General features: G+C 45.7%; 1 protein-coding gene. It reads right to left on the bottom strand.

Annotated elements, in window-relative coordinates; translation table 11 throughout:
- Positions 1-1257: ABC transporter ATP-binding protein (locus GRP75_RS26210; protein WP_160790804.1), on the bottom strand; the 1257-nt coding region annotated here is incomplete at its 3' end.
- Between the last annotated feature and the right edge of the window lie 427 nt (positions 1258-1684).

The following is a 1684-nucleotide window of genomic DNA, read 5'->3' as shown; positions in this document are numbered from 1 at the left end:
CTCCTGAAACACGGAAGAAATTTGAGCACGTAAATCGCGAATCTTCAAGTGACGTATATCCTTGCCATCCAACTTGATACTTCCTGCATTCACATTATAAGCGCGCATGAGTAATTGAATAATGGTAGACTTCCCTGACCCCGTTCCGCCTAAAATTCCAATGACTGATCCCGGAGGTGCGTCTAAATTGATGTCAACAACAGCAGGGAGCTTATTTCCGTAAGCAAAGGTAACATGTTCAAACGTAACATGTCCTTCCACCTGATCGGCATCGAGTTTAAGTGCTCCGGCTTCATCGGTTACATCTATGGACTGATTTAGCAGTTCCAAGACCCTTTCACCAGAAGCTTTGGACTGCGTATAGTTATTGATATGAAAGCCAATGCTCCAGATGGGGCCGATAATATACCAAATTAAGCTAAAGAAAGCGACGAGCTGCCCCAAGGTCATTGACTTCTGAATGACCAGATACCCCCCCATGCCCAACAGCAGGACCACACTGACAGAAGCTATCAGTTCCATTGCGGGGAAAAACCGACTCCATAAGGAAGCAGCCTGAATTTGATTACTCTTGTATTGTTCATTACGTACTGAAAATTTCTCAACTTCATAGGATTCGCGGGCAAAAGATTTGACGGTTCGCACACCTGTTATATTTTCTTGGACCGCTGTCGTCAAGGCGCTAAGGGCAATCCGCATTTCCTGAAAGGTGGGATGAATCCGGGATTCAAACTTGAATGTGACGAAGAGTAGCAATGGCATGCTGATCATCGTAATGAGGGTGAGCTGCCAGTTAATATACAGCATCATCATAGAGCCGAATACGACCATCAGTAGCACATTGAGGAGTTGGGCAAAACCAAACCCGATAAAGTTACGAATTGCCTCCAAATCACCAGTCAGTCGGGACATGAGATCCCCCGTTTTGGCAGTGTCATAATATCTGAAGGACAGAAATTGCAGCTTTTCGTAACAAGCATTGCGGAGTCGGTACGCCAAGTAGTTACCTAGCCGTCCACCAAAAAAACCATGTAAAAATTGCATGAACCCTTTGATGATGACTACTCCCAGCACAGTCAGAGCCAGCGCCGGGACTTTCCCGAAGTCACCGGGGATGATAGCGTTATCAATTAGCCTTTGGAGCAGGTTCGGATACACCAGTCCCAGGGCCGTCGCTATCGCAAGGCATAAAATAGAAAGAAACAGATAGTGTCTCCTCTCGCGAAAAAAAACTTGCAGTTGCCTGAGCACTTCCATGTCAATGTCCCTCCATTAGTTGCACGACGTTGTTATATGGCTTAGTGAAGTTTACCATTCGCTTTCCAAGGGGGCAAAGAGGATAACAAGCCGTATTCAGGCAGGTTATCAATTGGTGGGTGATTAGACAAATTAAATCGCTTTCTTATTATTGAATATGGCTATTTACTCAGTATTGCTTTCTTTTTGGAGCATGCATAAAACACCGGGTTGTCCCACAACCCGGTGTCCTGAACTTAAATAAATGGTGTACTTATTTATCTTTACTCCAAAGCCGCAATCTTGCCAGCAAGCTCTTCCCAAACCTGTGGCTGCTCACCGCCCATAAGGGCATGCTCCATGCCACGAGTCGTCTCCAGCATTTGCTCTCGAAGCTGAGCTTTCTGCCACATTTGTTCCTCCTGCATCAGCGTAACGTAAAAAGAAG

Origin of the sequence: Paenibacillus sp. OT2-17, assembly GCF_009827695.1 — a bacterium.
GTDB classification, from domain to species: Bacteria; Bacillota; Bacilli; order Paenibacillales; family Paenibacillaceae; genus Paenibacillus; species Paenibacillus polymyxa_B.
The sequence above is the reverse complement of the archived record's forward strand: the minus strand, read 5'-3'. Positions and strand labels throughout refer to the sequence as shown.